This is a genomic window from Alteromonas sp. KC3, from assembly GCF_016756315.1.
Classification (GTDB): Bacteria; Pseudomonadota; Gammaproteobacteria; order Enterobacterales; family Alteromonadaceae; genus Alteromonas.
Genome location: NZ_AP024235.1, coordinates 2,560,821 through 2,587,793, shown reverse-complemented (window position 1 = coordinate 2,587,793; position 26,973 = coordinate 2,560,821). Strand labels below are relative to the sequence as shown.

Here is a 26,973-nt window from a genome sequence, read left to right as displayed (position 1 = left end):
ATTTTCTGGCGCGGGATGGAGCAGTCTGGTAGCTCGTCGGGCTCATAACCCGAAGGTCGTAGGTTCAAATCCTGCTCCCGCAACCACAGAAAATTAGGTGAATTTTTTAAATGTGTAAACAACACGTTTAAACGTACAGACGCGGGATGGAGCAGTCTGGTAGCTCGTCGGGCTCATAACCCGAAGGTCGTAGGTTCAAATCCTGCTCCCGCAACCACATTAAGAACCCAGCATTTGCTGGGTTTTTTTGTTTCTGCCATTTACTCAATCTAACTGCACTTGTAGCCAATTCCATATACCGCGTGGATAAGTTCAACACCGTCGGTCGCCTGTGAAACTTTGTGGCGCAGGTTTTTCATATGACTGTCTATGGTACGTGCACTGACAATGCGCTGGTCTTCATAACAGATGTGCATGAGTTGATTCCGCGACAATACCCGTTCAGGCTTTGCGACAAGGGCCGTCAACAACTTGAATTCAACCGGCGTAAGAACCATTTCATGGTCATTGATGGTGCATTGATGCCGGTCTAAGTCGATAGAAACGTTTTTGTACCTGAGCACATTGTCTGTGTCGGGGTCTTTGTTTTGTGTTCGGCGCAGAATAGTTGATACACGCAACACTACTTCCCGTGCAGAAAATGGCTTGCATACATAGTCATCTGCGCCAAAACCCAGACCCATCAATCGATCGATTTCCTCGACTTTTGCTGTCAGCAAAAGAATGGGAACATCAGAAAACTGACGGATCTCTTTGCAAAGTGTTAAGCCATCTTTATTTGGCAACATCACGTCGAGGATCACAAAGTCGGGTCGGGCAGTTTTTACGGTATCGATAACATGGATACCGTCATGCAGGACCTTGGTCGCATAGCCTTCAGTGGAGAAGAAATCGACCAATATCTGCGCAATTTTGGGTTCGTCTTCAACGATGAGAATGCTGGTATCTTTTTGCATTAATGCACCTTCGTTAAGGGAATGACAACTAACATCGCGATGCCACCGAAATCACTTGGTTGAGCGGTAATACTTCCCTGATGAGCTTCAACAATGTTTTTACATATTGCTAAACCTAAACCAGCTCCACTGCCTTGACGTGTACGGGCCCGATTTCCACGAAAAAGAGGCTCAAACAGCTGGTCATAATCATCTTTAGCTACTGCAGGAGCCGTATCTTCAATCGTAAAGTGAATCGCTTCTTTTTGTTTTTCCAAGGCAACGTATACATCACCTGGGCTGTCGGTATACAACAGAGCATTGGTAAGCAGATTGAGAAATAACTGAGATAAACGATTGGCATCTACTTCGAATACGATGGACGTTGCAATGTTCTGATGCAAGCGAATATTCTTGTCGGCATATCGTTGTGCCACAGATTCGCATGATTGCACTAAAACCTCACTGACATTGGTATCGGTAAACTGGTAACTCAGTCCACCCATATCAGAGAGCGACAACTGGTAGAGGTCATTGATAAGGTGCTCCAGCAACGCGATCTCTTGATTTAATGAAATCAAGCTTGCCTGATCAAACGGGCGAATCCCTGCGTCTAGCACTTCTAACTCGCCTTTTAAAACGGTTAACGGGGTGCGAAGCTCATGCGAAATAGCGGCGAACCACTGGTTTTTGGCTTCACGGGTTTTATCCAGAGTATCGGCCAATTGTTCAACGTTTTGCATCAACTGGCCCATCTCATCGTTTCGCAGGGGCGACTTCTCAACCTTATATTCGCCCTTCGTCAAGGTAACCACCTTGTCATGAATCAGCCGAATAGGCCGAATCAGTTGCTTCGTTAACATCCAGGCTGCAATGATTGCCAACAGTAAGCAACCCAGTCCAATTAAGATGCTTTGATTGAGCTGTTTTGCGATGAAATCATTGGCAACGCTATTTGCTGCCACCGGAGACGGCCAACTGCGTAATTCTGCGACCAGGTTTCCGTTATCGTAAATCGCATAGCTAAACTGATGGCGCGCTTCACCTTGCCAGGGAACACCACCGATTAGGGTACCATCAACAGAATAAAGAGCGGTAGGCGGTGAATTTTGGCGACCAGCGCGGTCTGGATGTCTGGGCATACCCGGCGGCGGTCGTCGACCTTGCTGCTTTAACCTGTCAGGTGGCCTGCGAAATTCCAGAGGTTGCCCTTTCAAAAATTCCCAATTATTTCCATTGGCCTGATAATCAGCCAATATTGACTCTGCCAAAACGCTCATGCGTTTTTGTTCCAGATCGGCAATAAAATCCAGGAAGCCTTGCTGAAAGCTCCATCTTACCAGTATCAAGGTAATCAGCAGAATTAACGCTGTCAAACCTGTCAGGGTCAAAAATAGTTTGGTTGAAATTTTCATTCGGTGATTCTAGCTAATGTCAGACATCAACACTATATCTGCGCTCTAAATCCTGCCAATATGCAGCAAAACTCCACCAAAACTGCACATTTCATCGATAACCTGAAGCTCACAAATTATTGTTCAGGTGAGGAAAGATGGTTTTGAAAAAGATCTCCCAGTGTTTGTTATTTTGTGGATTATTATCAACAGGTTTTGCGAGTTTCGGAGCGGAAGAAGATGTGCATCGCCCACGAAAGCCCCCTAAGGAAGCGATAGAGGCATGCACAGATAGAGCAGAAAATGACACCGTTACCTTCATAGGACGCTTTGGCGAAGAGCTTTCCGCGTCATGTCGATATATCGATGAAATGCTCATTGCTGTACCTAATGCTCAGCCTGGAGGCGGCAAAAAACAACAAGGATGAATTACTAGGAGGAAGGTTTTTACCTTCCTTTTTTCGTTTTGCCTTGTTGGAAGTGAGGCATCTGCTTTATTCCTAGACTTTCCGGATGACATTTTTATCAGAGCTAAAAACCTGCAAAAACTACGTTTTTTCTCCACCGCTTCTGCACATTTCATTCGTACTATGCCCATAAGTTCAACATTTACTGACTAGATAGTGGCGGTACTCCATGACTCAACTTCGTTTTTTCTCCGGTTCTTTGTGTGTGCTTGCGGTGTGTACGTTATTAAATGCTTGCGGTGGCGACTCTTCAGAAGATGTGGTTGTTTCAAACGAACAACCCACAACCGATCCTGTCTCAAGTGAACCATGTGTAAACCCAGTTACATCGCTTCCCCCAATTTTTCTGGAGTTTAATTATTCTCCCAATGTGACAGCTGTGCTTTCTTCGGATGGATGTTCGGTGGTCATAGAATCAAATGGTAAGCCCGATCACACCTCATCCTATTGGGATGCTGACAATGCCAGTGGCCTTTATGTGGCTCCTGAAAACCCTGAGTTATTCACCCAGCAGCGCTCGCCAGGCGACATTGAAGATTACATTAATGTGTACGAACTGACCGTTCCAATTGAGCCTGAGCTGGCAACAAACTCTTCTGCAACCCCTCTTGGGGCGATAGGTATCGCTACAAGTGGGGCGCCTATTTTTAATGATTCCGAAGGCAACGGAGATGTCTCACTAGGTGTTATTCAAGGGTTTGATCGAAATGGTGCGCACACGGGACCTGAAACATACCACTATCACTTGGAGCCACGCGCTATTTCATATGATGATGACAAACTCGTAGGCATTATGTCTGACGGATTTTTTATTTACGGCAGGCGCTGTTATTCAAGTGATGGATATCCAGAAGGTCTAGATGCTTCAAATGGGCATATCGCCGTAACTCAGTTTACAGACTCATCTACAACGGATGGTGAGTATCATTACCATGTGTCGGCTGAACAATATCTTAATGGCGATTACTACTTGATTTTTCCTGGCAACTTTCAAGGTACACCCAGCGGTGTTAACTGATGCAAGTCATGCGGCGTAAATTTACATTTTTTGGCTTGCTTTTATTGGTTTGCCTGGTGTTTTTATTCAGAGGTGAAGTGTCGCGCGTTGACTCATCGGAAATCTCAGTCAATAGCGCCGGTTTGAGGGTTTACAATCATACCCCATTTACAGGCGAAGTCATTTCGTATCACAGCAATGGAAACGTATCGTCACGGGAAGATTTCGTTGAAGGGCGCCGTCAAGGGGTGGCCCGCAAGTGGTTTGCCGATGGCACCTTGGCATATGAGGCACATTACCAAAATGGCATTAGAGAAGGCTACACCCGCAGCTGGTGGTTTAATGGAAATCAGCGTTCAGAAACCTTTTATGAAAGCGGTAAAACCCAAGGTCAGGCCTGGTTGTGGTACCGGAACGGCAACAAATTCAAACGTTTTAATTTCGAGGCCGGCCAACCCTCCGGATTGCAGCAAGCATGGCGTCTAAACGGTATATTATTTAGCAATTTTGAATACAAGAATGGTCGAATTTTCGGCCTCAGAAAATTGAACAATTGTGTGGGATTAGAAGATGAAAAAATTTCAGTGGATTATTATCGCAATCAGGCTGGCAACTCTTAGCATTGTATGCCTCAGCAGTAATGCCGTTAGTGAAGAGTTGCCTTATTATCAAGACCCTTCATTTGCACCTTACTGGTTGTCGGAAAACACCGTCAATCTGGAAACGTTTCATAAGATTCCAGCGTTCAGTTTTACCGATCAAAGCGGTACAAACATTACTGAAAAAGATGTTGAGGACAAGATCTATGTCGCAGGCTTTTTCTTCAGTACCTGTCCAGGTATCTGCCCGGCCATCCGTTCAAAACTGATTAAAGTTCAGGAGACGTTTTTAAACGACAGCGACGTAAAGATATTGCAGCACTCGATTCGTCCATCAACCGACACCATTGAGGTGTTGCAGGCCTACGCTGACAAAAATGGCATCGACAACCAACACTGGATGTTACTCACCGGGGATAAAGAAGCGATTTACTCCATCGCAAAACAAGCCTATTTTGCCAGTGAAGATCTTGGCAATGTGCAGAAAAATAAGGATTTTCTGCATACTGAAAGCCTTCTTCTTATCGATAAAAACCGGCACATTCGAGGTATTTACAATGGGCTGAATGCCGCCTCGGTTGATTACCTTATTGAGGATATCAAAACATTGAAAAAGCAAAGCATGAATTGAATTGAACAGACAATCCACATGCACTCATCTGAACTAGTCTCTATATTTCTTCACAACATCCTTGATTTCAATGTGTATATACGAGGTGTTGCGCGCTCCCGCAACCACATTAAGAACCCAGCATTTGCTGGGTTTTTTCTTTTCAGCGTGAAAATAAGCTTACGTATCTCATTACCCTCGAAGGTAGTATGTATTTACGAATATACTTCGTGCACTTCACAACACTCCACCACTTTGTAAGTATCGCACCACGCTTCGTATAGCTTTTGTATAGTTAAATCACATTGCAACTTGTGCTAATTTGGGTATATCGAAGTAATGATGTATACGATAAAGCGCAATATGCTTCGTCTATTATTGCGTGCCCAAAAGACAAAAATTTATATGTTTGTGTGCAGTCTACTGAGTAACTAAGGCTTAAATATGGTGTCTCAATATTTTAATTTTGAAGAACAAGCTAGGCTCATAGAAGGATTCTATAACTTACCTCTGGTGCTTTTATCATTGATTGTCGCCATTTTTGCGTCATTCATGGCATTTAATGTGGCGGGGCAAGCCGCGGTAACAGAAGAGAAAAGTCGCAAAAACATTTTACTGGGTACGGGAAGTTTAGCCTTAGGCGGCGGTATTTGGTCGATGCACTTTCTGGGTATGACTGCCTTCGACCTATGCCTCCCCGTCGACTACAACGTTTCTATTACTGCACTGTCTGCCTTGCCCGGTATTGCCGCTGCGTGGGTCGCGTTAAATTTACTGATAAGAAGCAAAATAACAGTTCATGAAATTGTCATTGGAGGGATTCTGGTTGGCGCAGGTATAGGTACCATGCACTACAGCGGAATGGCCGCAATGGAAATGGCACCTCTATTGCGTTATGACCTCCCTATATTTTTATTGTCAATTGTTGTGGCGGTTGCGTTGGCCATGCTGTCGTTATGGATAAAGTTTGGCATTACAGCAGCAACTAGATCAAAAGACCTGTTGGGTAAACACGTTGTTTTGGCCAGTGTTGTCATGGGCTTAGCCATTGCAGGAATGCATTATACGGGCATGGCAGCTGCACGTTTTGTATTACCTCCGGGCTTAGAAACTTCAAATCAGACGTCCGAAGTTGCGGCTGTTCTGGCAATTTCCATTGCAATTTTTACAGTAACGTTAATTGCCATTGTGTTGGGTATAACACTGCTCTTTAAATATAAAGATGTAATGTTGCGCGCGGTCGAAAGTGAGAGGATCCAAAGTGCTATTACCGACACCGCGGTGGATGCCATTCTTACAGTAGATAATAAAGGGATTGTACGCACGGCAAATCCTGCAGTTGCCGATATCTATGGATACACACAGAGCGAGATTATTGGTATGCATGCATCTGCTCTCGTTCCGCCCGAGCGTCGGCACATGTACAATGATGATTTTTTTAACCAGCGCGTCGTTCCGACTGAACAAATCATTGGTGCGGGACGGGAAGTTGAAATATTACGCAAAGATGGAACGCGGATACCTGCTCGAGTCGGAATAGGGTATACAAAGGTAGATGATAAACCTGTTTTTGTTTCTTTTGCTTCAGATTTACGTGCGCGCAAAAAAATGGAAGACGCGCTTAGGGAAAGTGAAGCAAAATTTAGAAGCTTAATTGCTAACATTCCAGGTGCTGCTTATCGAGCGCTATGTAAAGACGGTTGGCCAATGGTATTTATTAGCAACGCCATTAAAGAGATAACCGGCTATCCTCCCGAAGATTTTGTATTGCCTAACCCCAAGCGACACTTTTCAGAACTTTATCACCCTGACGATGCGGCTGCATTAAGCGATATATCGTCATTTCAAGACACCTTTACCATTGAATACCGTTTAATTGATAAAGCGGGAAATACTCGCTGGGTTATTGAACAAGGTACGTGCGTAAAAGCTGATGACGGTGAATTACTGTACATAGATGGCTTTATTACCGACATTACCAAGCGTCGTCAGATGGAAGAAGAGTTAAAAATCGCAAAAAATAATGCGGAGCAGGCAGCAGCAGCAAGAACGGCGTTTCTTGCCAATATGAGTCATGAGATCCGAACACCAATGAACGCCATTATTGGATTTAGTGATCTCATGCTTACAGAGGCACTTCGAGAGGAACAGAAGTCTCATCTCACAACGATTAATCGCTCAGCGCGCTCTTTATTGCATTTGCTCAATGATATCTTAGACAGCGCCAAATTAGACAAAGGTAAACTAGAACTAGATTATCGAGATTTTTGCTTACGAGAGGAACTGGATTTAGTTATTTCAACATTCTGGTTGGAAGCAAAACGCAAAAAAGTGACGCTATCTTTAGACGTTGATGAATCTGTTGCAAAAGGCTATCACGGTGTCCCGGAAAGGCTAAGGCAAGTCCTAAATAATTTAATCGGTAATGCCGTTAAATTCACTCATGAGGGTGAAGTGCAAGTGCGCGTGCACAGCGATGGTAAACAGGTTTATTTCGAAGTTTCTGATACAGGAATTGGTATGACGCCTGAACAGGTGGAAAAGGTGTTTGATCCATTTTCTCAAGCGGATGCGTCAATGAGCCGAAAATACGGTGGTACAGGGCTGGGGACGACTATATCCAAACAATTAGTGGAGTTAATGGGCGGAAATATTTTTGCCCAAAGCGTTATAAATCAAGGAACAACGTTTACCTTTAGACTTCCACTCGAACCTGTTGAATTGAAAAGTAGAAGTGAGGCTGAAAAAGTGCATCACAATGTATCATCGCTTTCGCCACTTCGCGTATTGGTGGTTGACGATGTACATCAAAATATCGAGTTGTTGTCATTGCTGCTGAAGCGAACTGGGCACAGTGTTGACAGTGCCTCTGACGGTGAAATTGCTTTACAGAAAATGCAAGATTGCAGTTTCGATGTAGTGCTAATGGATTTGCAAATGCCGAAAATGGATGGCCTCGAAGCTGCAAAGCAAAGGCGTGCCTATGAAAAAGCTGAAGGCTTGTCTCCACTGCCGATAATCGCACTTACTGCTAGTGTGCTCATACAAGACAAGCATGCTGCGCAAAATGCGGGAATGGAAGGATTTGCAAATAAGCCTGTAGATTTCCCTTCGTTAATGGAAGAAGTTGCCAGAGTGCTTAATATTAGTACTAGTGTAATAACGGGCAATGACCTTGTTGAAAAGGCTAACGTACTTGACGATAACGAAACAGACAATGACACAGCTGTTATATACGATTCCCATATCATTAATATGAATAAAGCGGTTGCATTGTGGGGGAGTGAACTTGTTGTATTACAAGAGATTGATAAGTTTGTCGTTGACAGTAAAGAAAAAATTGACGATTTAATGAGTGCACTTATCGCAGAAGACTATAATAAGGTAGTTGCTGTTACGCATAATTTGAAAGGTACGTCAGGTAACTTGTGTTTAACCGCATTCTTTAAAACGACATTATTGCTAGAAGCCGACGCTATTAAAGAAGAAGTCGATATAGAACAAGTGAACCAATTGCGTAATGCTATTGAAGCGATAGAGCAGATGTTAAGTGAATCGCCACTGTATGGTGAACAAGCGATAAACGAAAGTATTGATAGCGACTTATTACTTGCGCACTTAAAACAAATGCTAAAAAGTGTCGAGCAGAATATGCTGGATGAAGAAGAATTGACATTCTTGCGTGACATTGGTTTAAGCAAGTTTAAGGATGATGTCGCCCAAATTTTGTTAGATGTTGATGATTTTGAATTTGAATCTGCGCAGCATGGAATAAAAGCGCTGATAGATGAGTTGGAGCAAGTGCGAGCGTAGTCATGTTAGATAGTGAAGTAACAAAACCTACATTGTTATTGGTCGACGATGAACCCGTCAACTTACGCGTTTTAAAGCAGTTGCTCGCTGCTGATTATCAACTGATCTTCGCTAAAAATGGTGAAGAGGCCCTGAAATTAGCGCCCGCTAGAAAACCAAACCTGATTCTTTTGGATGTAATGATGCCCGGTATTACGGGGTTTGAAGTGTGTCGACAACTTAAAGGTTTGCCTGAAACAAAGCATATCCCTATTATTTTTGTGACTGCGCTAAATGATGATCACGATGAAGCGGAAGGTTTTGATGCCGGTGCCGTCGATTACATTATTAAGCCCATATCACCCGCTGTAGTAAAAGCCAGGGTGAAAACGCATTTAAGTTTGGTGCAAGCCGATGAGTTACTCGAAAGCCGATTACAAGTTGTGCAGCGTTTAGGGCGAGCAGCTGAGTACAAAGATAACGAAACGGGCATGCATGTAATGCGCATGAGCCATTATTCAAAGGTATTGGCAGTTGCATATGGGCTATCGGATAAACAGGCAGAAATATTACTGCATGCTGCTCCAATGCACGATATTGGTAAAATCGGTATTGCCGATAGCATTATGCTTAAACCCGGCAAACTAACCGAAGAAGAGTTTGCGTTAATGAAGCATCACCCTGAAATTGGTGCTGAAATCATTGGTGATTGCGGCGACTCTTTGTTACTTAATGTGGCAAAGTCGGTGTCACTGACTCATCATGAGAAATGGGATGGCAGTGGCTACCCCCGTGGCTTGTCAGGGGAAGATATTCCTATCGAAGGGCGAATTTGTGCTATTGCCGATGTTTTTGATGCATTAACCAGTAAGCGACCATACAAAGAAGCTTGGAGTATAGAAAAAACAGTCGATTTCCTTAAAGAGCAAAAGGGAAAACATTTCGAGCCCAAGTTGGTTGATTTGCTTATCGAGAATTTACAGCAAATTCTAGAAATCAAAGCTACGTTTAAAGACGAAGAGTAATAGAATACACTCTCGCGGCTATTGGCTGTTGCTTAATGCACCGCCTATCAGTATAATGTGCGCATTCAATGATGAGCGCGGGCTCCCTCAGTGTTTAGGAAAGTAACGCACTCGTTGTTAGCAAGCTATCACCTTGTGGTGGTTTTACCCATAGGCTTGCAACTGCCCTTGTTGGCAGGTATGGGTTCAGAATTTTAATAAAAGCCCCGCTAGTCCGGGGCTTTTTGTTGTATTAAAACCTGGAGTCAGCCTCGCTGAGCCGGGTGATGACAGGTGGGCTTTAGGCCCTTTTTTCGTTTTTGGAGGTTTGCATTGGCAAAACTTGAAGAGAAACTAACCGAAATGCTAGAGCCAGGCGTTGAAGCGCTTGGTTTTGAGTTGGTTGGCATCGAGTTTGTACGAGCGGGGAAACATTCGATTCTTCGCGTTTTTATTGATCATGAAAACGGTATTACCGTAGATGATTGTGCAGATGTAAGTCATCAGGTTAGCGCAATTTTGGACGTTGAAGATCCAATTAGCACTGAATACAACTTGGAAGTGTCATCACCAGGTATGGACAGACCGCTTTTCAAAGAAAAGCACTACATTGAGTCTGTGGGTGAAGTGGTTCAAATTCGTTTGTCTATGCCGATGGGCGACAGACGTAATTTTAAAGGCAAAGTACTCGCGTGCGAAAATGGCATGGTAAGTATTGAAGTGGATGGCCAGCAGTTCCAGTTAGCTGTGGCGAATATCGAAAAAGGTAACGTTGTTCCCACGTTCGATTAACGGAACAGCTCTGCTTTCATCGACGAAAGCAAAAGAGAGGCGAAAATGAATAAAGAAATTTTGTTAGTGGCGGAAGCCGTTTCAAATGAAAAACAAGTGCCTAGAGAGAAGATTTTTGAAGCGCTAGAGTTCGCAATTGCTAGTGCAACCAAAAAGAAAAACGAAGGCGAAATTGAAGTTCGTGTAAGCATCGACAGAACGTCGGGTGACTTTGATACATTCCGTCGCTGGCTAGTAATTCCTGACGATCAAGAGCAGGAGAATCCATTTGCTGAAATTACTTGGTCTGCGGCACAAGTTGACGAACCAGAGATTCAACTAGGCGATTATGTGGAAGAGCAGATTGAATCTATCAAATTCGACCGCATAACTACGCAAACCGCTAAGCAAGTTATCGTACAAAAAGTACGTGAAGCTGAGCGTCAGCAAATGATTGCTGAATACGAAGACAAAGTGGGTGAGCTGGTTACAGGTACAGTTAAGAAAGTTAACCGCGACAATATAATCATCGATTTAGGTAACAACGCTGAAGGCGTTATCTACCGCGACGATATGCTTCCTCGTGAAACTTTCCGTCCGGGCGATAGAGTACGTGGTCTTCTTTACGTTATCCGTCCAGAAGCGCGTGGCGCACAGCTATTTATTAGCCGTACTCACCCAGACATGCTCGTTGAGCTATTCCGTTTAGAAGTTCCAGAAATCGCGGAAGAAACACTAGAAATTAAATCTGCGGCTCGCGATCCAGGCTCACGCGCAAAGATTGCGGTTAAAACTAATGATAAGCGCTTAGACCCAGTGGGTGCTTGTGTTGGTATGCGTGGTTCTCGCGTACAAGCAGTATCTGGTGAACTTGGCGGCGAGCGTGTTGATATCGTGCTTTGGGATGAAAACCCAGCGCAGTTCGTTATCAATGCAATGGCACCTGCTGAAGTTGCGTCAATTGTTGTTGATGAAGACAGCAACAGCATGGATGTAGCGGTTGAAGCTGACAACTTAGCACAAGCAATTGGCCGTAGTGGTCAAAACGTCCGCCTAGCTAGCCAGCTTACTGGCTGGGAACTTAACGTGATGACAGTTGACGACCTCAACAAGAAGCACGAAGAAGAAAATGCGAAGGTACTTGATCTGTTTACTGCAGGTCTTGATATTGACGAAGAGTTTGCATCTGTACTTGTAGATGAAGGCTTCACCACACTTGAAGAAGTGGCATACGTGCCGGCAAGCGAACTTCTTGCGGTTGAAGGATTAGATGAAGAAACCGTAGAAGAGTTGCGCAACAGAGCGCGCGCTTATCTTACTACTCGAGCGCTAGCAAACGAAGAGTCGCTTGAAGGTGCAGAACCTACAGAAGCCTTATTAAATCTTGAAGGTATGAGTAAACACGTGGCGTATGTGTTGGCCAGCCGCGGTGTTACCGACCTTGAAGAATTAGCAGAACAAGGTACCGATGATATCAGTGATATCGATGAGCTGGACGAAGAAACTGCAGGCGCCCTTATTATGGCTGCCCGTAATATCGTTTGGTTCAGTGAAGAAGAGTAAGGTCAACAGGGGGAAAATTACGTAATGGCAGATGTATCTATTGAAAAGCTCGCCAGCGACATTGGTACGACCGTTGACCGATTGGTTGGCCAGTTTAAAGACGCGGGTATCACAAAGAGTGCCGGCGATCAGGTAAACGAAGACGAGAAACAAAAACTATTGGATCATTTAAGTAAGCAACACGGCAGTGCAGCCGAACCGACGCGTATGACACTTAAGCGCAAAACGACAAGCACACTAAGCGTGGGCAAGTCGAAAGAAGTTAAAGTAGAAGTACGTAAAAAACGCACTTACGTGAAGCGCAGCGATATTGAAGAACAGCAGCGTCAAGCGGAAGAAGAGGCGAAGCGTCTTGAAGAAGAAGCACGTCTTAAGCGCGAAGCGGAAGAAAAAGCAGCTGCAGAAGCGAAAAAAGCGGCTGAAGAAAAAGCGCGTAAAGCTGCAGAAGCGAAAAAAGCAGCTGACGAAGAGCGTGCCCGTCGCGCTGAGCAAGCAAAGAAAGAAGCTGAAGCACGCAAAGCAGACGAGCCTGAAATGACAGAAGCTGAAAAAGCGGAAGCCGAAGCGGCGCGTCAAGAAGAAGAGCGTCTTCGTAAAGCGCAAGAAGAAGAAGCGCAGAAAAAGCTTGAAGAAGAAGCGAAAAAAGCAGCTGATGAAGCGCGCAAACTAGCTGAAGAAAACGAGCGTCGCTGGAAAGAAGAAGAAGAGCGTCGTAAGAAAGCGGAAGCCGAAGAAGTCCACTTGCACTCAAACCGTTATGCTCAAGAAGCAGAAGACGAAGAAGATATGCAGGTTGAGCGTTCATCGCGTCGTCGTCGCAAGTCGAAGAAAAACGCGGGTGAGCACCTTAAGCAAGGCTTTAACAAGCCTGCTGCACCTGTAGAGCGTGTAGTTAAGCTTGGCGCAACCATCACCGTTGGCGAACTTGCAAGTAAGCTTGCAATTAAGTCTAACGAAGTTATCAAAACGATGATGAAGATGGGTGAAATGGCAACCATTAACCAAGTACTAGACCAAGATACTGCGGTACTAGTGATTGAAGAAATGGGCCATAAATACGAGCTTGTAAACGACAACGCACTTGAAGATGAGTTGTTGGCAGATGGCACTGGCGGTGAAAGAACCACGCGTGCACCTGTTGTAACCATTATGGGTCACGTTGATCACGGTAAAACGTCATTGCTTGACTACATTCGCCGCGCGAAAGTAGCTGACGGTGAAGCCGGTGGTATTACCCAGCACATTGGTGCTTACAAAGTTCAAACAGATAACGGTGAAATCACGTTCCTAGATACACCTGGACACGCCGCGTTTACTGCAATGCGTGCTCGTGGTGCTACTGCGACGGATATCGTTATTCTTGTAGTTGCTGCAGATGACGGCGTAATGCCTCAAACGAAAGAAGCGGTACAGCATGCTCGCGCTGCTGGCGTACCTCTTATCGTTGCAGTGAACAAAATGGATAAGGAAACTGCAGACCCAGACCGCGTTAAAACTGAGCTATCTCAATTAGAAGTTATCTCAGAAGAGTGGGGCGGTGAACATCAATTCTGTAACGTGTCTGCCAAAACAGGTATGGGTGTAGACGAACTACTTGAAGCTATCGTTCTTCAAGCTGAAGTTCTTGACCTTAAAGCCGTTGCTGAAGGCCCGGGTCGTGGTATCGTTATTGAATCTCGCCTTGATAAAGGCCGCGGTCCTGTTGCTTCTGTACTTGTACAGGAAGGTGAACTACGCGCTGGCGATATTCTACTTTGTGGTGAAGAGTACGGCCGTGTTCGTGCTATGCGCGACGAAAACGGTAAAGAAATGAAGATTGCTGGACCTTCGACACCTGTTGAAGTACTTGGTCTGTCTGGTGTTCCTGTAGCGGGTGAAGATGCTGCCGTGGTTAAAGACGAGCGTAAAGCGCGTGAAGTTGCCGCTAAGCGTCACCAGAAGAAACGTGAACTTAAACTTGCTCGTCAGCAAAAAGCGAAACTTGAAAACATGTTTGCTAACATGGAATCAGGTGACGTTAGCGAACTAAATATCGTACTTAAAGCTGACGTACAGGGCTCTGTAGAAGCGATTTCTGAATCACTTGTTAAACTTTCAACGTCTGAAGTAAAAGTGAACATTGTAGGTAGTGGTGTAGGTGGTATCACTGAAACTGACGCAACCCTTGCGGCTGCATCAGGCGCTATCGTACTAGGCTTTAACGTTCGTGCCGATGCAACAGCGCGTCGTGTATTGGAAGCAGAAGAAATTGATCTGCGTTACTACAGCGTAATCTATAACCTCATTGATGAAGTGAAAGCGGCCATGAGTGGTATGCTTGCACCTGAATTTAAACAGGAAATTATCGGTCTTGCAGAAGTTCGTGACGTGTTTAAGTCACCGAAACTGGGTGCAATTGCAGGCTGTATGGTTACTGAAGGTGTTGTTAAGCGTAGTAATCCAATCCGTGTTCTACGTGATAACGTAGTAATTTACGAAGGTGAGCTAGAATCACTGCGTCGCTTTAAAGACGACGTACAAGAAGTACGTAACGGTATGGAATGTGGAATTGGCGTTAAGAACTACAACGATGTGAAAGTAGGCGACCAAATCGAGGTCTTCGAAATCGTTGAGGTTAAGCGCGAAATTTAATTGCCTTAGTTAATTCGGCATGTGAAAAACGGGGGCCGAGTGCTCCCGTTTTTGTCTGTATTTAGTCAATAAAATTAAAACATGCTCGACGTTTAAATAAGGAAAGGAGAGTACAATGGCCCGTGAATTTTCACGTACCGACAGAGTCGCTCAGCAAGTTCATAAAGAAGTGGCGAGCATTCTGCAAAACGAATACAAGCATCGCGTTGGCGATATGCCTTTGATCACAGTGTCAGATGTAGATGTATCGCGAGATTTGGCGCATGCAAAAATCTTTGTGACCATATACAACAGCACCGAGGAAGAAGGCAAGTTACAGATTAAACAACTTGTGGAATACAAGAAGTTCATTCGTAGTATATTAGCGAAGCGCCTTCGTATGCGTTCAGTACCAGACCTTCACTTCTTTGAAGATAAGTCGATTGTCGAAGGTATGCGTATTTCTAATCTTGTGTCACAGACTATCGCTAAAGATGAGTCAAAGCGTGATAAAGACGACCCACAAGAGCAGGAGTAGATGGCAAGACGTCGTAAAGGCCGTGATATAAACGGCATAGTGTTGCTTGATAAACCGCTAGGTGGTTCATCAAATCAGCTATTGCAAAAAGTGCGCTGGCTGTATAAAGCAGCCAAAGCAGGTCATACAGGTGCACTTGACCCACTTGCAAGTGGCATGCTTCCACTTTGTTTGGGTGAAGCAACTAAGTTTTCTCAGTTTCTCCTTGATGCGGAAAAAACCTATGAGGTTACTGCAAAACTTGGTATTCGCACCACAACTTCTGACGCGGACGGTGAAGTAGTTGAAGAAAAGCCTGTTGAAGTAAGCGAAGAACAAGTACGTGATGCGTGTTTGGCGTTCTTGGGTAAGAGCAAACAAATACCATCCATGTTCTCAGCGCTTAAACACCAAGGTAAACCGCTTTATCATTATGCCCGTCAAGGGATAGAGATTGAGCGAGAGCCCCGTGACATAGAAGTCTACGAGCTTGACGTGTTACGCATTGAACTTCCTTATGTCGATATGCGCATAAAGTGTAGTAAAGGAACTTATATTCGTTCTATTGTCGATGACTTAGGCCAGAATCTTGGGTGTGGTGCATATGTAACGCGCTTACATCGCACTGAGGTCGCCGATTACCCTACTGATAAGATGGTGTCTCTAGAAAGGTTAATTGAACTTCAAGAGTCGTTAGAAGAGGGAGACTTTGATGCCCTTGATGCACTGCTGATTCCAATGGACACTGCAGTGAGTCGCTTACCGTTTGTTACTATCAACGATGAGGAACGTAGTCGGTTTGACAATGGCCAATCGGTGAAAGGAACCTGCAATGTCGCGTTAGAAACGGGTGTAGCGTATCGCGTTTATCATGGGACAGACACTTCTGGCCTATTTTTAGGCGTTGGGGAAGGCGTTCTTGATCCGAAAGATCAAGGTACACCTAAGAACGAAGTATTCTTGAACCCCAAAAGGCGAGTCGTTTACGCTTAACGCTTTACAAAGCTCGCTTGTACGTGTGAGCGAGCTTTTCATCTTTTACTATCTCTGATAATTTACATTTCATTAATGGCTAATTGAAAAACGTGAGCCATTACGTGTACTGCTTAACTCATCACACTCACTAAACGCTGTGTAAGCAAGGATGGTTACATGAAGAAACGTTATATTCCCCTCTGGTTAGCAAGCCTTTGCATGGCATTTTTCCTCGGCATGTTGTTTAAAAACGACGGCACTGGTTTACAGATTTATCCTATTAACACAGAAGTATCGCTTGAACAGCAGGAACACGAACGTGCCATTTCGCAAGATGACATACGCGAAAAGAATGGCGGGGGCGATTCAACGCAATATGCTGAAATAGACAAAGAGTCTGTCCAAGACCCAAAACAATGGCAGCGGTTGAGTTCACAACAGTTACGAGGTACTGAACAGCTTAGTGAGATGATTGCACTTATTGTAGATGCAGACACTACAACGTTAAAAAGCATAATCGATAATTGGAAAATGGAAGATAGCGACCTTATTGGGCAGATGATTGTTTTTGCTGCGGCAGTAAGGTTTTCAGAGATTGAGCCTGAATCCGCCCTTGAATACTTAAATAGAGGACAAGAAGACGATGGATATAAGTATTTTCTTTCCGTTTCCGCACTTGAGAGCTGGGCTGCCCGAGAGCCCGATGCAGCTATTGATTGGTATTTGGCACAAACAGAAAACGAAGAGAGTGAAGTCAATAGCTCTCACTACGTAACCCGGATTTTCGCGAGCTTGTCTCAAATAGGGGTAGATAAGGCGCTTGATGCACTCGTGCGTATAACGTCAGAAGACGACAGAGCAAGTGCTATTTTTCAAATTACGCAATCGCTCAATTCACCAGACGATTTTGAGCAAATGTTGTATGTCATAAATTCACAGAACAACACCAGCGTTGACCACACTTTTTTCGCTCACTGGGCAAATAAGGATTTAACAGCGGCATTAGATTGGTATGCCCTTTCTGCCGAAGGCGAGCGAAAGCAAAATGCCCGTAGCGCTATTTTTAATACCTATATATACACTAACCCCGAACAAGCTGCCGTTTGGTATGTTGACGGCGCATCTGCCGAGAATTATGAGAGCGCTGTTAATGAAGTAGTTCAGCGCTGGGCAGGGCAAGATACCGAAGCAACTCTGCTATGGGTGAAAGAGCAAAGTGGTATCAATACCGATGAAGCGGTTTTTAGAACCTTAGAGCAAGGCGCTTTTCATTCGCCGGATTTTGTAGAGCAACAATTGAGCACCATAACCAACCAAGAAAAAAAAGAGAAGTTGGCACTTTACGTGTACCGAGGCTACCTGATGAGCACGGAAGGTGATATTAGCGCACAAAAATTTCTAGAGCGCCTACCTTACAGTGATGCGATAGAAAAACGGTTGGCAGAGGAAGAAAATTATATCGATGATTTTTGCTATTAAAATACTTTGCAGAGATCCTTGCTAAGTACGCAAACGTCATTATAATACGCGGCTCATTCCGCTTTGCTGAATTAGTGATCGGCGAAGCATTAATTAAGGAGAATGATATGTCACTAACTAAAGCAGAAACCGCACAAATCATTGCTGAGTATGGCGTTAAAGAAGGCGACACTGGTTCACCAGAAGTTCAAGTTGCTTTGCTAACTCACAACATCAACAAGCTTCAAGGTCACTTTGCTGATCACAAGAAAGATCACCACTCACGTCGTGGTCTTCTACGTATGGTTAGCCAACGTCGTAAGCTTCTAGACTACCTTAAAGGCAAGAACGCTCAGCGTTACCTTGACCTTATCAAGCGTCTAGGTCTACGTCGCTAAGACTAGGTTTCAAGAAAAGCGCCCAATGGGCGCTTTTTTTATGCGCGAGATAGCGGTTAGCTTGGTTGCTATGTTATCTAACTTTTGCGCCTGACACGCCTTTATATTCAAACATTCTTTCGTCAGCTATTCGAATGAGCTCATCTAAGTTTGACGCTTCATCTGGGTAGGACGCATAGCCTATACTTGTGCCAATATTTACGAAGCCGATACTGGTATAGATAGGTTGCTTTATGGTGTTTTGTGCTCTGTTCATAAGCTCAGAAAGCGAAAAATGCGCATCTACATCGGTCACGATAATAACAAATTCATCACCACCAACCCGTGCTGCTAGGTCAGATACTCTGCACAACTTTTTCAGTCGTCGAGCAACTTCAATTAATACTTCATCACCTACATTGTGACCATGCAAGTCGTTAATAGGTTTGAATTTATTCAAATCAAAGTATAGACAAACACACTTCATGAATGTGCGTTCTATACGCAGAAACTCTTGTCTTACGAAAGATGACAATGCATGTCTGTTTGCCAAGCCTGTAAGGGTATCGTGATTAGCCAGTTCGGTAATTCTTAGCTCTGCTTCTACTTGCTCAGTAATGTCGACGTTAATGCCAAACATTTTATTGCCTTCTATGCGACCGTCAGCGCGAATATGCCTTACCACATCCATGGTTAACCTGATCCTAAATTGGGCATGAAACTCTGTGTGATTTTTTATGGCATAGTCTATTTTTGCTCGAACAGCAGCAAAGTCATCTGGGTGCACAGTGTCAGCCCACACTGAGTAGTTATCCTCAAACTCATCTTTTGGGATACTGTATATCCTATGCATCCAGTCATCCCAAATTAGCTCATTAGTGTCTAAATTCCATTCCCACACACCAATGTGCGCGGCATCGGCAGCCATGGACATTCGCTTGTTTAGTGATTCTAGTTTATGTTGAGTTCGTCGTAGCTCAGTGACGTCTTCCGATAGTGATAATATATAGCGAGGTTCATCATTCGCATCGTTTATAACCACTTTCTTAGTTTGTAAATAACGCTCCTCACCATTGATTGTGAACTGATGCTCATCACAGCTTTCTTTCTTATCTTGGGTCAAAATGTTGAGATCAGAGGCGATAATTCTCTCTGCTGCATCGCGTTCAAAAATGTCAAAGTCGGTAAGTCCAACTAATTTTGATTTTGCAATTCCCAGTACTTTGCTACCCATGTCGTTCACGTGGGTAAATGAAAGATCTTTGGCATCTTTTACGAACAACATATCTGGCAATGTGTCGAAAACCGTTTGAGCAAACACTTCCTGATTGCGCACGTCAGAAAGGTCTTTTACAGTGCAGACGAACGCTTTGTGGTTACCAGGCAATTTGTTGACCAACAAAGATAGCGCAAATGTGGTCCCATCTTTCTTTAAGCCTTCTATGCGAATGGGAGAATTGCGTGGTTCACTCGAGTTTGTCGCTTTGATTACTTCATTGAGCAGAGTCGATAGACCATCTTTATTAGGGCTGACAAGTTCACTCGCGCGCTTGTCTTTTACTTCGGCTCTGCTATATCCAAACATTGCAAGTGCGGCTGGGTTAACAAATTCAAGTCGACCATCAGTATCAAAGGTAAATACGCCTTCTTGAACGGTGTTAAGTACCGCTGTAAAGCGGTCAGAAGACAGTGTTCTCGCTCGTAACTCAAAGAGTAAAATAAAAATGATAGAGAAAAACGCTACCATAAATACAACGAGGTAAGCGAGGTCTTCATGATGAGGGTTATCAGAGTACACCGTAGAGGAAATAGGAAAAACATGCATGGACACCATACCGGTATAATGCATTCCAGCAATGGCACAACCCATCGCGATGGCTGGAAGTAACTGTTTAGCAATACCGAGTTGCCTACGCATAACATTGTGATGTATATGTAGAGAAATGCCAGATAAGACTACGGCCACAACGACAGATAGAAGAAAGAGCCAGCCGTTGTAAACCATAGCCGCTTCCATTTGCATAGCCATCATGCCGATATAGTGCATACTCCCTATAGCTAAGCCCATTAAAATACTATTTAACCAAAGCTTTTTTTGTTTTTTGGGGTGATAAGCAATTACCACCAGGCTACCCAGAATAGCGGGTACAATAGAGAGAACGGTAATCGTGGGATCGTAGGTTACTTCAATAGGCAGCCGATAGGCGAGCATCCCTACAAAATGCATTGCCCAAATACCAAAACCGAGAAAGCAGGAAGAGGCGATAGACCAAAATACGCGCTCATTTTTAAAGTCTGCTTTTGCGGTACGCGCAGACAGTGAAAAGGAGACGAGCGAGGCGCCTACCGCAATCAAAATTGAGATGACGACAAAGGTTATCTCGTAAGAAGCCAGTACTTCTGTATTGGCATCGTAGTGCGATAGTGAAAATGAATGATAACTATGGTCCACAAGAAAAAGTGATAATGGTGGCTACATACTATAAATGTAGTCTATCGCTCCACTACCAACAAATAATCAGTGATTTTCAATGCACTCAAAGAGCAATGCGAGCCGCAATAAAGCTCACATTCTCTGATAATCTAAGCGGTTTTGCTGGAGTGCCGAACGGCATTTTGCAATGTTGTAAGTTCTTTTTCCGTTAGATTGCGCCACTGGCCAGGCCGCAATCCACTCAATTCTAAGTGCATTATGCGCGTGCGCTTTAGTTTTGTGACTTCGTAACCCAAGAATTCACACATTCTGCGTATTTGTCTATTGAGACCTTGAGTCAAAATAATAGTAAATTTGTTTTTCCCTGTAGGTTTGACCACACACGGTTTAGTTACTGTACCAAGAATGGGAACACCGCGTGACATGCGCTTAACAAACCTCTCACTAATGGGTTGATTGACCGTTACTTCGTATTCTTTGTCATGAGCATTTTCTGCACGAAGTATCTTGTTAACGATATCACCATCACTAGTGAGAATAATGAGTCCTTCAGATGGCTTATCGAGTCTACCTACTGGAAATATGCGGGATTTATGAGCAATAGCATCTATGATGTTACCTTTTACATGACGCTCGGTAGTGCATGTAATTCCTATGGGCTTATTATAGACAATGTAAACGCGGTCCGATTTATCAGCGGCCACTGCACCGATAACTTTCCCGTCTACTTTTACTTTGTCATCGGGGCCTACTTTAGTGCCAAGCTCAGGGGCTTTGTCGTTGATGGTAACGCGGTTTTGCTCAATAAGTTTGTCAGCTTCTCGGCGAGAACAAAGGCCTGTATCACTAATATATTTATTTAAACGCTTGAGCGTGTTTTCACTCATTGAGCAAAGTGTCCTTGGGAATTAAGAAAATTGTTGTGAGATGGTAACACGACAATAAGAAAGGGGCGATAAGCCCCTTTTTATTTTATTCGTTATTTGTAGTTTCATATATAAACTACGGATTACTCACGGCTGAGGGCGATGAAGGCGTTGAGCCAGCGCCACTTGTACCTGAACTACGAGAGACGACCTTTGTTGCTATGTCGCGGATCTCATTTTCAAGGCTGGTAATTCTACCTGAAAGCGTTGTGTTGCGCTGTTCAAGAACCGACAATTTATCACTCAGGTTTCTTACGCTTTGCTGGGCATTCTGCTTGTCGTTAAGCGCTTGTTCAAGTTGAACGTTTACCGCAAGAAGTTCATCTGCGAGCGATGCTAGCTGGTTTTTCAGCGAGCCAATCACAGCCGTTTGCGATTTCACATCATTGGCGACGGTATCAATATTCTTGTTGAGAGCCGTTTGGACATTACCTACGCGATCACCCAGGTCAGCAATTTCTTTTTGATTTCTGCGCCACGCTGAAGCCCATAGCTTATCCATTTGCTCCCACAACTCATTGGTTTTATTGCTAAGTTCAGTCACTTTGACTTGCAAGGCAACAGTCGATTCACCAATTTCTTCGCCGGTGGCAGACAGTTTGTTTTCGAGTTGCAATATACGCTTGTCTGCTTCTTGAGCGATAACTTTTTGTTGCTCCAATAAGGTATACAGATAGTAACAACCACCACACGCGGTCAGGGCGACAAGCGCAACCAACGTTATCCAAATACCATTACCACTGCTGCTAGCGCTAGTGTTTGAGGTATGAGAAGTTTGTGAAGATGAAGAGGGGGGCGTGCTAGTTACAGACGCCTGCCTTTTTGTTTGATAGTCGCGACGGTCTTCTTCATCCAATCGAATGGTCGGGAACTCGTCGTTTTTTGAATTGTTTGCCATAGCTAATCGGTATTCTCGTTTGGTGGTTTTTCGCGTATTTCATGCACTTGTTTGCACGGTTCAATCAACGCTAGATGTCACTTACACCTGTGACAGATAACAAGACGTTGCGGTAAGAAAAACCTTTTTTATTTTCGCGCAACGCCATGTTATCGCTAATTGGTAGCAAATGCCAAATGTAATCTATTCGACTAGCTATCTCCTAGCCATTCTACGCGATATAAGTCTCTTCTACGGTCCAGGTAATTTCTTACCGAACCTTCATTTTGCAATTTTGTGAGCTTGTCTAAGTCTAAATCGACAATGAGTGTCATTTCCGTATTTGGCGTGGTTTCAGACACGATGGCATCATGTGGAAACGCAAAATCACTTGGCGAGAAAACGGCTGTTTGGCCGTACTGAATATCGACATTGTCTACTTTGGGAAGATTGCCGACACTTCCGGCAATGGCGACATAGCATTCGTTCTCGATGGCACGCGCCTGCGCGCAGCGTCGAACACGTAAGTAACCATTTTTGGTGTCAGTCCAAAACGGTACGAAAAGTATTTGCATCTCTTGGTCAGACAGCACGCGTGCAAGTTCAGGAAACTCAACATCGTAGCAAATTAGCACACCAATTTTTCCGAAGTCGGTATCAAAGACTTTTAAGCTGTTACCACCTTTCATGATCCAATCTTCTTTCTCGTGAGGGGTAGGGTGCAACTTGTACTGGCTTTCAATGGTGCCATCTCTGTTGCATATATAACTGACGTTAAACAGTTCTTCCCCTTCAACGACAGGCATTGAACCTGCGATAATGGTGATATTGTATGACACGGCTAGGTGCGATATCGAAGTAAGAATTTCATCGGTATAAGTGGCCAGATGCCAAATTGCGTCGATTGATGAGTCAGACGGGCTCAACCCCATCAAGGGAGCATTAAAAAACTCAGGAAAAAGTGCTACATCACACGAATAATCTGAAAGTGCATCTACAAAGTATTCCACCTGTTGAAGTAGCTCTTCTACGTTGTTGAAGTAACGCATTTGCCACTGAATACAGCCAATGCGAGCACTCGATTTGCGACTGGCAATAAGCGAAGGGGTACCGGGCTCATAATAGATATTGTGCCACTGAAGCAACGTTGCGTAGCCTTTTGAAGCTTCATCTTCTGGTAAATAGGCCGACATGACCTGCTTCACCTCAAATCCATTAGAGAGTTGGAACGTTAAGATAGGGTCGTATATATCTTTAGATTTTACTTGCTCAATATACTCGTATGGCGATATTTCTTCGGCATAATTTTTGTAGTTGGGAATACGTCCGCCAGCCATAATTGATTTTAGATTCAAATTACGACACAGTTCTTTGCGCGCTTCGTAAAGACGACGTCCTAGCCTAAGTCCACGATATTCTGGCGAGACAATAACTTCAACACCGTACAAAACATCGCCATTTGGATCATGAGTCGTGAGATATGCATCACCTGTAATTTCATCATAAGAATGTTTGTCACCAAATTGGTCATAATCAACAATTACTGAGATAGCAAAAGCAACGACCTTGCCTTTATCTTCAATACATATCTGGCCATCGGGGAATGTAGTCACTTGTGCTTTGTAGTTGGTATATGGCCATGCGCCCCCTACATTCACGTAAACTTCGTCCATCAATGCTTTTACGTCGCTGTAATCGTCTAAGCGAAGGTTTCTCAAATCTAAATGGTGTTCGGTTTCTTCTATCTGTGTCTGATCTTGGCTCATGAATTACTCGCTACTTTATTTTTGTTTACGCTTGTTGCGGAACAAAGGTCACTTGTTTTTATAAAATTTACTGCTTATCACACACTTGCGCGTGCTTACGTTGTTTTTAGATAAGTATAGTTAAGCAAAAAATATGCGACTTTTTATGTGATGAATATTTTTTCTTATCTCGACAAAAAAATAGCGGTGATTGGAAAGCCTAAAGATATTGCGACTCCATACTTCAAGCGGTATAACCCTTTCAAATTTTGTTAAAACCCAATTTTATCTAGGCACCACTTAATACAATGAATCGAGACCTCTTAGCTTTACATCAACCGCTGCATGTTTTTGACGAAGCATTATTTGAAAGTGTTGTGACTGATTTGGTAGAAAAAGGGTTTTCTATTCAAGAGAATGGCTTGCCTCAGTTCGTCGTCGACGCACTTATCACGTGCCAGAACACGCTGAATAGCCGTGAATATAAAACCGCAGGCATAGGAAGGGCTGACGATTTTCAACACGCTAAATCGGTTAGAGGAGATCAGATATGCTGGATTACTGGTTCATCTGAAGAAGGTGCATTGTGGCTTTCTTGGTGTGAAGCTATGCAACAGTACGTAAATCGCTCTCTTTTTATGGGGTTGTTTTCTTTTGAAAGTCACTTTGCATGTTACGAACCAGGTAAATTTTACAAACGCCATGTAGATGCGTTCAGAGGACAAAGTAATCGTGTTCTTTCTTTAGTTGCCTATTTAAATGACGAGTGGCAGCAATCTGAAGGGGGAGAACTCGTTTTATATCGTGATGAACTTGATGATGAGGGTATTTCAATACTGCCTAAAAAAGGGACGTTCGTGGTTTTTCTTAGTGAACAGTTTCCCCATGAAGTGCTTCCTGCAACGCGCGCTCGTCACTCAGTTGCAGGATGGTTTAGGGTCAACGGCAGTGTGAACGATCATATCGATCCCCCTAAGTAACCCTAGCGTTCTAAGGCGACTAAGTGCTACTATTTAAAAAGCAGGATTTAAAGTAATAATAAAAGTCGCCTGTATGCACGCTAGTATCAACTAACACCTTATCTGTAGCGGTGTGCTAGCCTTCCTTTAGCGTGCAGTTAAGCTTATGGGGTCTGAAATTTTCTGATTTCAGTAACAGAGGCTTCGGGAAGACGCATAAAGTGATTGGTAAATGTCGCAAAGAATACCTAGTCCCACTCCACGGGAAGACCTTCATGTATTGGTTATTGATAACCAAGGATTAGTGCATGAAGTGATAACATCAGCATTACATCAAATTGGCATAAAGCACGTTCGCAGTGCATTTAATGCATTTCATGCAAAAAGAATGTGTGAAGAGCGTCAGTTTGACTTTGTACTTCTAGCGTTCAATGTCAGCCATGACAAAGATGGTTTTCATTTGTTTGAAGAACTCAAGCACCTCAATCACATTAGTGATACCACCACGGTTATTTTCTTAAGCGCTGAAACCTCGCCAGAACTGGTTAACTGTATTGTCGAATTGCAACCTGACGACTTCTGGGTTAAGCCTTTACAGCGAAACAAAATAGAAACGCGCTTTGAACACTTGCTTCAAATTCGATACAAGCTGCATAAAATGCTGTATTGCATGCAAACGTCTGACTATTCAACGGCAATGTACTATGCAGAACGACAACTAAAAGATATGTCGTTAGTAGAATATCATCCTCGCATAAAGCGTCTTATTGGCGACTGTTTACTGCAGTTACGAGACTACGAAACGGCAGAAAACTATTTTCGCGAGTTGCTACAATGCATGGACCACGCGTGGGTTCATATAGGTTTAACTAGAGCGTTGCTAAGGCAAGACGAGCTTGAGGAAGCGCAGCTACTCGTTGATGATTTGCTAAAGCGACATGATACGCGTTTTCCTACTTACGATTTGCTTGCACAATATTTTATTGAAAAAGAGCAGTTTGACGTGGCCTATGAGCAAATGAAAGAAGCGAGTAGGTTAGCGCCGCGTAACATAGAGCGAAACAAGCGTTTATGGGATTTGGCGCGCCTGAATCACGACAAAACAGGGCAATTAGCCGCCGTCCAAAATATGGCAAAATACGCCAAAAATTCTATACATGATTCTCCCCAATTGGTACTCAATGTTATTCGTTCAACGATAGATCTGGCGACGAGTTTAGGTGGCGCCGAAGGCGAGAAGTTTATTAAACGCGCCGAGTCGGAGCTTGAAGAACTGCGTGTGCAGAAGGGTATTCAAGGCCAGTTAGATAGCCAAATGGATGTCATAAAAGCAAGAGTGCTTTGCTTGAAGGATGATAAACGGGCAGCAGAAACGCTAATGAAAGCGCAGAAGGTGTCCATAGATGGTTTGTCATTAGAAGACAGCTTAGACAAAATGAAAGCATTTCACGAGCTTGGGATGCGTGAGCACTGCGTTAAAATTCTAGATAAACTTAGGATGCAAATTGAAGGTGATACGTTCACTTCTCAGGTGGTTAATGAGTACCTGAATCAAGAGTCAATTGAGCGTAGTGAGATTCAATTCACAACAAAAGAATTGAAGCATATGGCAACGGTAAATTACAAAGAAAACCGCTTGCTGCCCGCTTTTAATAACCTGCGTCAAGCATTCACATTGTCTCCAAAAGATAAGCAAATAGCGCTTAGCCTATTGAAAGTCGTAGCCCAAATACATCTAGCTGATGATCTAACCGATGATCAAATAGAATGCGCTCAACGCGCTGCAAAGGTATTGATGCAAAGTACTTTATCACCTACTCAAACGAGCAAGCGCGACCAGTATATTAAACGAATTGGCATTGAAGTAGATGAATCTGACGTGTCTGACTTAGTGGGTGTGGTCGCCGCAAAAGCGTAAGCAATTCTGTGACCTTGCTCTAAAGTACAAAGGCCCACTCAAGAT

Annotated in this window: 21 protein-coding genes and 2 tRNA genes; 17 read left to right on the top strand and 6 right to left on the bottom strand. The window is 43.9% G+C overall.

Annotated features, from left to right (window positions below):
• Window positions 1-9: 9 nt before the first annotated feature.
• Window positions 10-86, top strand: a tRNA-Met gene (locus JN178_RS11605).
• A 54-nt stretch (window positions 87-140) separates the two neighbouring features.
• Window positions 141-217: transfer RNA gene (locus tag JN178_RS11600), tRNA-Met, on the top strand.
• Window positions 218-269: 52 nt separating this feature from the next.
• Here the strand turns inward: JN178_RS11600 and JN178_RS11595 are convergent.
• A complete protein-coding gene (locus JN178_RS11595; protein WP_202261711.1) occupies window positions 270-956 on the bottom strand; it encodes a response regulator in 687 nt (228 codons plus the stop codon).
• A complete protein-coding gene (locus JN178_RS11590; protein WP_202261710.1) occupies window positions 956-2,350 on the bottom strand; it encodes an ATP-binding protein in 1,395 nt (464 codons plus the stop codon). The genes JN178_RS11595 and JN178_RS11590 overlap by 1 nt, the downstream gene beginning before the upstream one ends.
• A 143-nt stretch (window positions 2,351-2,493) precedes the next feature.
• Here JN178_RS11590 and JN178_RS11585 point away from each other — a divergent pair, with 143 nt between their 5' ends.
• The 13 genes from JN178_RS11585 (at window position 2,494) to rpsO (ending at window position 18,090) form a co-directional block, all read left to right on the top strand.
• On the top strand, window positions 2,494-2,757 hold the full coding sequence (locus JN178_RS11585) for a hypothetical protein (protein ID WP_202261709.1): 264 nt from the start codon (window positions 2,494-2,496) through the stop codon (window positions 2,755-2,757).
• Window positions 2,758-2,965: 208 nt separating this feature from the next.
• Window positions 2,966-3,814: a YHYH protein gene (locus tag JN178_RS11580; RefSeq protein WP_202261708.1), complete on the top strand. Its 849-nt coding sequence runs from the start codon at window positions 2,966-2,968 to the stop codon at window positions 3,812-3,814.
• The gene (locus JN178_RS11575; protein WP_202261707.1) at window positions 3,814-4,413 is read left to right on the top strand and encodes a toxin-antitoxin system YwqK family antitoxin; all 600 of its coding nucleotides are present in this window, start codon (window positions 3,814-3,816) and stop codon (window positions 4,411-4,413) included. The genes JN178_RS11580 and JN178_RS11575 overlap by 1 nt, the downstream gene beginning before the upstream one ends.
• Window positions 4,364-5,023 carry an SCO family protein gene (locus tag JN178_RS11570; RefSeq protein ID WP_202261706.1) on the top strand — a complete coding sequence of 220 codons (660 nt, stop codon included), beginning with the start codon at window positions 4,364-4,366 and terminating at the stop codon, window positions 5,021-5,023. The genes JN178_RS11575 and JN178_RS11570 overlap by 50 nt, the downstream gene beginning before the upstream one ends.
• 423 nt (window positions 5,024-5,446) lie before the next feature.
• A complete protein-coding gene (locus tag JN178_RS11565; protein ID WP_202261705.1) occupies window positions 5,447-8,815 on the top strand; it encodes an MHYT domain-containing protein in 3,369 nt (1,122 codons plus the stop codon).
• A 2-nt stretch (window positions 8,816-8,817) separates the two neighbouring features.
• Window positions 8,818-9,819: a response regulator gene (locus tag JN178_RS11560; RefSeq protein ID WP_202261704.1), complete on the top strand. Its 1,002-nt coding sequence runs from the start codon at window positions 8,818-8,820 to the stop codon at window positions 9,817-9,819.
• Window positions 9,820-10,131: 312 nt separating this feature from the next.
• Complete coding sequence (rimP, locus tag JN178_RS11555) at window positions 10,132-10,590, top strand: ribosome maturation factor RimP (RefSeq protein ID WP_159625919.1); 459 nt, start codon at window positions 10,132-10,134, stop codon at window positions 10,588-10,590.
• A gap of 45 nt (window positions 10,591-10,635) precedes the next feature.
• On the top strand, window positions 10,636-12,132 hold the full coding sequence (gene nusA, locus JN178_RS11550) for a transcription termination factor NusA (protein WP_202261703.1): 1,497 nt from the start codon (window positions 10,636-10,638) through the stop codon (window positions 12,130-12,132).
• 24 nt (window positions 12,133-12,156) lie between these two features.
• On the top strand, window positions 12,157-14,763 hold the full coding sequence (gene infB, locus JN178_RS11545) for a translation initiation factor IF-2 (protein WP_202261702.1): 2,607 nt from the start codon (window positions 12,157-12,159) through the stop codon (window positions 14,761-14,763).
• A gap of 115 nt (window positions 14,764-14,878) precedes the next feature.
• Window positions 14,879-15,280: a 30S ribosome-binding factor RbfA gene (gene rbfA / locus JN178_RS11540; protein WP_159625913.1), complete on the top strand. Its 402-nt coding sequence runs from the start codon at window positions 14,879-14,881 to the stop codon at window positions 15,278-15,280.
• Window positions 15,281-16,252, top strand: coding sequence for a tRNA pseudouridine(55) synthase TruB (gene truB / locus JN178_RS11535; RefSeq protein WP_202261701.1), 972 nt, complete (start codon window positions 15,281-15,283; stop codon window positions 16,250-16,252).
• 159 nt (window positions 16,253-16,411) lie between these two features.
• Complete coding sequence (locus JN178_RS11530; RefSeq protein WP_202261700.1) at window positions 16,412-17,713, top strand: hypothetical protein; 1,302 nt, start codon at window positions 16,412-16,414, stop codon at window positions 17,711-17,713.
• Window positions 17,714-17,820: 107 nt separating this feature from the next.
• Window positions 17,821-18,090: a 30S ribosomal protein S15 gene (gene rpsO / locus JN178_RS11525; RefSeq protein WP_202261699.1), complete on the top strand. Its 270-nt coding sequence runs from the start codon at window positions 17,821-17,823 to the stop codon at window positions 18,088-18,090.
• A 73-nt stretch (window positions 18,091-18,163) separates the two neighbouring features.
• Here the strand turns inward: rpsO and JN178_RS11520 are convergent, their stop codons facing one another.
• From JN178_RS11520 to JN178_RS11505, 4 genes are all read right to left on the bottom strand, one after another.
• The gene (locus tag JN178_RS11520; RefSeq protein WP_232369552.1) at window positions 18,164-20,521 is read right to left on the bottom strand and encodes an MHYT domain-containing protein; all 2,358 of its coding nucleotides are present in this window, start codon (window positions 20,519-20,521) and stop codon (window positions 18,164-18,166) included.
• A 131-nt stretch (window positions 20,522-20,652) separates the two neighbouring features.
• On the bottom strand, window positions 20,653-21,390 hold the full coding sequence (gene rluF / locus JN178_RS11515) for a 23S rRNA pseudouridine(2604) synthase RluF (RefSeq protein WP_202261698.1): 738 nt from the start codon (window positions 21,388-21,390) through the stop codon (window positions 20,653-20,655).
• Window positions 21,391-21,505: 115 nt separating this feature from the next.
• Window positions 21,506-22,327, bottom strand: a complete 822-nt coding sequence (locus tag JN178_RS11510) for a hypothetical protein (protein WP_202261697.1) — start codon at window positions 22,325-22,327, stop codon at window positions 21,506-21,508.
• 191 nt (window positions 22,328-22,518) lie between these two features.
• Window positions 22,519-24,072 (bottom strand): bifunctional GNAT family N-acetyltransferase/carbon-nitrogen hydrolase family protein, encoded by a 1,554-nt coding sequence (locus tag JN178_RS11505; protein WP_202261696.1) that lies wholly within the window; start codon window positions 24,070-24,072, stop codon window positions 22,519-22,521.
• A 287-nt stretch (window positions 24,073-24,359) separates the two neighbouring features.
• On the opposite strand from JN178_RS11505, the gene JN178_RS11500 reads away from it, so the two are divergent.
• Window positions 24,360-25,031 carry a 2OG-Fe(II) oxygenase gene (locus JN178_RS11500; protein ID WP_202261695.1) on the top strand — a complete coding sequence of 224 codons (672 nt, stop codon included), beginning with the start codon at window positions 24,360-24,362 and terminating at the stop codon, window positions 25,029-25,031.
• Between the two features lie 211 nt (window positions 25,032-25,242).
• Window positions 25,243-26,928 (top strand): response regulator, encoded by a 1,686-nt coding sequence (locus tag JN178_RS11495; RefSeq protein ID WP_202261694.1) that lies wholly within the window; start codon window positions 25,243-25,245, stop codon window positions 26,926-26,928.
• Window positions 26,929-26,973 lie beyond the last annotated feature (45 nt).